The sequence below is a fragment of the Streptomyces sp. NPDC006655 genome, from assembly GCF_040703965.1.
In the GTDB taxonomy this organism is placed as follows: Bacteria; Actinomycetota; Actinomycetes; order Streptomycetales; family Streptomycetaceae; genus Streptomyces.
Genome location: NZ_JBEYJU010000202.1, coordinates 1 through 6291, shown reverse-complemented (window position 1 = coordinate 6291; position 6291 = coordinate 1). Strand labels below are relative to the sequence as shown.

Below are 6291 nucleotides of genomic sequence, written 5' to 3'. Positions count from 1 at the left end.
ACTCACCCCGGAGCCGTTCCACCTCCCCCAACCTCATACCGGAGAAGATGCCCACCACCAGGCGAGATCACTCGACGTAACGAAGCACTACTAGGGCCCTTCTGACGGAAACCACACGATCGGCTACCGCCGTGGCGTCCGGCGTTCGTACACCGTCACCCTGCGGCCGCGGATCTGTTCGTCGGCGACCGGGGTGAAGCACTCGCGCAGGACCTGGGTCTTCGCCCGGTCCCGGGCGGCCGTCACCGGGCGGGCCACCCGGGGTGCGTCGGTTACCAGGAGTATGCGGCGCTCGGCGAGGACAGCGGCGCGTATGCGGTCCGGCGTCGCCTCCACGCCCTTCAGGGTGCCGGACCGTTCGGGACTCTCCGTCAGGGCTATGTCCCGCAGGTCCGCGAAGGCGTCCGGCGAGACGGACGCGGTGTCCCTGCGGGCCGCGGGCACGAAGAGCACCGCGTCTCCGGTCCGCTTCAGGTGCCGTATGTCCGAGGCCACCGCCAGCACGTCGTCCACCCTGCTCGCCGGGGACCGCTTGGCCAGGGACTGCGGGAGCAGGGCGGCCACGGCCACCGCCAGCACCACGGGCAGGATCCCTCGCGACGCCGCCGGGAAGCGGGGCGCGGCCGCCCGTACCGCCGCGCCGACGGCCGCCCCGATCAGCAGCGCCAGCCCCAGCATGCTGTAGAGCACGTAGCGGTCCAGGAACAGCGGCCGGACCAGGGACAGTGCGACGAGGCCGAGGTGCGGCACCGCCAGCAGCGGCAGCCCCACGGCCGCCGCCGACAGCCGGCCCGCCCGCGCCCCGTCCGACAGCGCGCAGGCACCGCCGATCGCCAGCAGCACCGCGGGGCCGATCAGCATGTGCCAGGTCAGCGGCGGTATCCAGGACACCTGAGCGGACTGGCCGCGGCTGAACACGACCAGCGGCAGCACTCCTGCCGTGGCGCATCCCGCCGCCACCGCCCACCGGGCCAGGACCGCACGGTCGGCCCGGATCCACAGCAAGGTGGCCAGATGCGCCGCCAGGATCACGAGCGAGAGCCAGTTCAGCAGGCCCATGAGGAGGACGGCGGTGCCGTAGGCGGCCCAGTGTCGCGCGGGGACCCGGCGCTGGAGGGCGGTCACGAGGAGCAGGGTGGAGATGCCGGCCCCGGCCGCCACCAGCGCGTACGGCCGGCCCTCCTGGAGGTGGAACTGCACGGCCGGCAGCAGCCCGAGCGTCATTCCGCCGGCCAGGCCCGCCCAGACACCGGCCAGGCGGCGGCCGATCACGGCCACACAGACCGCCGCGACCGCGGTGGCCAGCACCGACGGCATCCGCAGGGTCGTGGTGCTGGGGCCGAAGCACTCGAACAGCGCATGCATCAGCAGGTAGTAGAGGCCGTGGACCACGTCGACGTTCCCCAGCATGCGCCAGATGTCGGCCGTGGAGCGCTGAGCCACCTGCCAGGTCGCCGCCTCGTCGCGCCACACACTGTTCCGGCGCGCCAGACCCCACAGGCCGAAGGCGCATGTCCACAGCAGCGGCAGCAGCCAGACGAGGGGCCTTGCTCGGGGCTGGGAAAAGCGGAATACCGCCTCCGACTTTCGGCCGGTCGACATGAAAAAGGGCCCCCGAAGCCTTCGTCGATGAGGACGGCCCGTCAGAATCCACCGGGTCAGGGACCCCTGTGCAACCCGTTTATTGACGCCACTGTCCCTTCTTGATCAGTGCGGTGTGCACTGTACAGAGCCCTGGCGACCGGATTCGCACGGCTGGACGGAGTCGGTGTCGCCGGCCTCCTCATCCGCTGTCGCCCACTCTCTGACAGAAAGCCCTTCCATCGCGGGTCCCGGCAGGCCACTCTCTCTCTGCACCCGAATGTCATGTCCGGGGCGAACAACGGACCGTCGACTGGAGCCACCCGATGTCCCGAACCAGGACCCACCGCCTCCGCCGGGCCGCGGCCGTCGTGGGCGGCGCCGCCACGCTCACCCTCGCCCTGCCGTTCAGCGCCTCGGCGGGCGTGCTGCAGAACCTCCCGGAGAACGCCACCTCGTTCCAGAAGTTCTTCGAGCCGCTCTACGACTACGACACGGACTCCTGCTACCCCGCCGCCGCCATCGACCCGTCCGGCAACCTCAACGGCGGGCTGAAGCCGGCCGGTGCGATCACCGGCCAGTGCCGCGACGGTCACCTCGACCACGCCAACACCTACTCGCGGGCCAAGTGCAACAACGGCTGGTGCGGGATCGTCTACGCCAGCTACTTCGAGAAGGACGAGGCGTCCCCGGGCATCGGCCACCGCCACGACTGGGAGTGCATCGTCGTCTGGGTGAAGCAGGGCGCCGACCAGCCGTCGTACCTGTCCGCCTCCCAGCACGGCGACTTCGAGACCGAGGCGGTCGCCGACGTCCCGATGAGCGGCCGGCGCGTCCAGGTCGTCTACCACAAGGACGGACTGAGCACCCACGACTTCCGGTTCGCCAAGTGGGGCGAGACCCCGGAGAACGACGACGGCGCCTGGCACCAGGAGAACCTGCTCACCTGGGACAACATGGCCTCCAACCTGCGGGACGTCCTGAACGCCTCGGACTGGGGCAACGCGAACTTCCCCCTCCAGGACGCCAAGTTCGCCGACCACCTGAACAAGGCCAAGCCGACCGCGGTCACCTTCGACGCGTACGCCTGAGCCGACGACCGACCGACGACCTTGACGGTCGGTCCCGGCGGTGGGAGTTCGATCGCCTGGTAGCAGGGACTGCCGAGCAACTCCGCGGTTGTCAGCGTCAGTTCTGAGGGACCCGCCCCCGGCCGTACCCGGCCGAATACCGGGTGCTGATTGTCAGTGGCATGACCTAGTCTTCGTTTCATCCGCCACACGCGGCCCACCGGAACCTCACATACGTGGGCCCTGCTCCGTGGCGCCCACTTCATTCGATCCGGGGGGTTCGAATCAGCGTGCGTATGCGCACCGTCACGGCCGCCACCACCCTGGCGGTCCTCTTCAGCTCCGCGGCCCTGGCCGCCGCCCCGGCCTACGCCGACACCAGCGGGCTCCTGCCGATCAAGTCGGTCGGTGACATCGTCGTCGACGGCGCCCACCAGCAGGTTTTCATCAGTGACCCGACGAACGGCAAGATCGTCGTCACCGACTACTCGGGCAATGTGCTCAAGCAGCTCACCACCAACCTCTCCGGTGTCCACGGCCTCGAACTGTCCGCCGACTCCGGCACGCTCTACGCGGCCGTGCAGGACATGGACGCCATCGCCGTCATCGACACCGCGACGGACACCGAGACCACCCGCTACGCGGTCGGCGACAAGCCGCTGAGCGTCGCCCTCGCGGGCGGCAAGCTGTGGTTCGGCTACGGCGGTGACACGGCCGGCAACATCGGCTCGGTCGACCTGACCGACGACCACACGGTCACCCTCAACCAGGACCGCAGCTGGTACCAGGCACCGCTGGTGGACGCGGCACCCGGCTCCGACGTGCTGGTCGCGGGCGCGGTCGACCAGAGCCCCGTCGAACTGGCCTCCTACGACGTCTCCTCGGGCACCGCCACCAAGCTGGCCGGCACCCGCGAGGCGGGCGACAACCTCGGCGACCTCCAGGTCACCCCCGACGGCAAGGACGTCGTGGTGGCCAGCGGAGCGCCGTACTACCACCAGATCTTCAAGACCTCCGACCTCAACGAGGACGGCAAGTACAGCAGCGTCAACTACCCGAACGCGGTCGCCATCGCGCCGGACGGCACGGTCGCGGGCGGCAGCGACGCCTCCTACAACCCGGACGTCTACATCTTCCGGCCGGGCAGCAGCGAGGCCGTCCGCTCCTACGAGTTCCCGAGCACCGGCGCCTCCAGCGGCTCCGACCTGATGGCCGACGCGGGCCTCGCCTGGGCGCCGGACTCCTCCCGGCTGTTCGCGGTGTCGTACAACAGCGAGGGCGTGTACTCGCTGCGCGAGTACGACACCCCGGGCAAGGCGGCCAGCACCCTCACGGTGAACGCCCCGGCGTCGGCGACGCGCGCGAAGCAGCTGACCGTCACCGGCACGCTCTCCTCGACGACCGCGTTCCCGGCCGGCACCCAGGTCTCGGTCACCCGCACCGACCTCGACTCGCCGAACGGCAAGGCGCTGGCCGCCGTGACGGTCAAGGCCGACGGCACGTTCTCGTTCACCGACACCCCGCCGGCCGGCGGCAAGGTGACGTACAAGGTCGGCTACGCGGGCGACGCGGACCACGCGGCCGCCTCGGGCAAGGACACGGTCGACGTCTCCCGCGCGAACCCGACGCTGACGCTGGACAACAACGGCAAGGTGTACGCGTACGGGAAGGACGTGAAGTTCACGGCCCACCTCGGGACGACGTACAAGAACCGCACGGTCGAGCTCTGGGCCGACCCGTTCGGCTCGGACAAGCCCAACAAGCTGGTGAAGTCCGGCAAGGTCGACTCGCACGGCAACCTGTCCGTCGTCCTCGACCTCAAGCGCGACACCAAGGTCACCGCGAAGTTCGCGGGCGACGCCCGCTGGCAGCCGCGCTCGGTGTCCAGCACGGTGGGCGCGAAGGTCAGCGTCTCGATGTCGGTCAGCCGCCAGTACAAGTCGAAGAAGGCCTGGGGCCAGACCTACCACTACTTCCACAAGACCAAGAACCCGCTGTTCACGACCACGATGCCGTACTACACCGGCCGCGCCCAGCGCTTCGACTTCCAGGTCTACTACCAGGGCCGGTGGTACTCGGACACCTCCCAGTACTTCGCCCTGGCCACCAACGGGATCTCGAAGGTCGAGTTCGGCGGCAACCACAAGAGCGACGTCGGCTGGCGCTTCCGCGTCCGCTCCGACTACATCAACGGCTCGTCCGGCGACACCGTCAACTCCACGACGTACGGCGCCTGGAAGTACTTCACCTTCACGAGCTAGCCGGCCGGTCGGCCGGTCAGCTGGTCAGCTGGTCAGCTGGTCTGAAGCTGCCGGAGGTGCTGCTGGACATGGTCCAGGGCACCTTCCCGGCGGCCCGGCACCCTGAGTCTCAACTCCGCGAGCGCGGGCCCCAGTTCACGGGCCCGCGCCGCGTCCTTGATGGCACCCCACTGGTGGTGGGCACGGTCCACGGCCGCCTCCACGGCAGGCGTGTCGGCGGGCTCCCCGGCGGCCAGCCGCGTCCTGGCCACGGTCAGCCAGGTACGGCAGCTGCGCGCCGCGTCCCCGGCGAACATCGCGAGGTCGGCCCGCACCTCCGACCAGTGCAACGCGTCCTCGGAGGCCGGTCCGTGGGCCCGCGCGGCGGCCTCCTCCCAGCGGGCCGCGAGCTCGTCCGCCTCCGCGTACCGGCCGTCCCGCACGGCCGCGCTGATGGCGTCGTGCGGATCACCGCCGTCCGGGCCGTGCGTGCTGAGCAGCATGTCGGTGGCGGTCTCCGCGCCGAGCCGCACGAGCACCTGCTGGTGCAACTGCTCCAGCGGCGGCCGGTGCCCGCTCCTGAGCACCGTCGCCACGGCCTTCATGTACGACGGCACGGCGACCTCCCGCCGGGCGGGCGGCGGCGCGACCCGCCCGTGCACGGCGTTGTTCCGGCCGCAGTCGAGGGGAACGGCGCGCAGGTGCTCCCAGGTCTCCTGGTCCGCGTGCAGGTCGAGCACCAGCGACGTCGCCCCGGGCGGGCGCAGCCGCAGCTCCTCCCGGATCCAGTGCCAGGGCAGCGCGGTGTACCGCACGGTCACGGGCGTGGTCCTGGCCAGGGCCAGGTGCGGCAGCCGCTGCCTGCGGTCCAGTTGCAGCTGGCCGGTGACGAAGAGGGTGAGCGGGCCGGGGGCGGCCGCGGCGGCCCGCAGCCGGGTCAGCACCGCCTGCGGCTCCAGGGGGTCGGCGAGTTCGACGACGTTGGCGGTGTCGGTGCCGGAGAGTATCGCCGGGGGCACGGCCGCGAGCACGGGGAGCACGGAGGCCGCGTCCACCAGTCGCCCTTTGCCCGTCGGCGAGGCCGCGAGCAGCAGCACGGTTCCGGGCATCGGGCCCTCCCCTTTGTTCCCCAGGTCCACTTACGTCAGCACCGTAACCGCTGCGCTTGCAAAGCGGGGGCCGAGAGAGAGCTTTGATCCGGGATGGGGGAGTTACGGCCCCGCCACCACCGCGCGCCCGCCTGCCCCGCCCTGCTCCTCGGACGTCGGCGCCCTGCCGAGACCGGCCCGCGCCCGCGGGGTCGGATAGGGCCCTTCTGATGGATCTCCGTGGGAGAAGGAGCGGCGTTCGGTGCGTGCGATCGGCGTGCGGGGTGGCGGGTCATGTGGCGGAGCCACCTG

At 70.8% G+C, this 6291-nt stretch carries 4 protein-coding genes; 2 read left to right on the top strand and 2 right to left on the bottom strand.

Going from position 1 to position 6291, the window contains the following annotated elements; translation table 11 throughout:
* Positions 1 to 123: 123 nt before the first annotated feature.
* Complete coding sequence (locus tag AB0958_RS44285) at positions 124 to 1602, bottom strand: glycosyltransferase family 39 protein (protein ID WP_366896151.1); 1479 nt, start codon at positions 1600 to 1602, stop codon at positions 124 to 126.
* Positions 1603 to 1907: 305 nt separating this feature from the next.
* On the opposite strand from AB0958_RS44285, the gene AB0958_RS44280 reads away from it, so the two are divergent.
* Together AB0958_RS44280 and AB0958_RS44275 are read left to right on the top strand one after the other, a co-directional pair.
* Positions 1908 to 2672: an NPP1 family protein gene (locus tag AB0958_RS44280; protein ID WP_366896150.1), complete on the top strand. Its 765-nt coding sequence runs from the start codon at positions 1908 to 1910 to the stop codon at positions 2670 to 2672.
* 269 nt (positions 2673 to 2941) lie between these two features.
* Entirely contained in the window at positions 2942 to 4912 is a 1971-nt protein-coding gene (locus AB0958_RS44275) for an Ig-like domain repeat protein (protein ID WP_366896149.1), read from the top strand.
* Positions 4913 to 4944: 32 nt separating this feature from the next.
* On the opposite strand, the gene AB0958_RS44270 is transcribed toward AB0958_RS44275, so the two are convergent.
* Positions 4945 to 6000 carry a hypothetical protein gene (locus AB0958_RS44270; RefSeq protein ID WP_366896148.1) on the bottom strand — a complete coding sequence of 352 codons (1056 nt, stop codon included), beginning with the start codon at positions 5998 to 6000 and terminating at the stop codon, positions 4945 to 4947.
* Positions 6001 to 6291 lie beyond the last annotated feature (291 nt).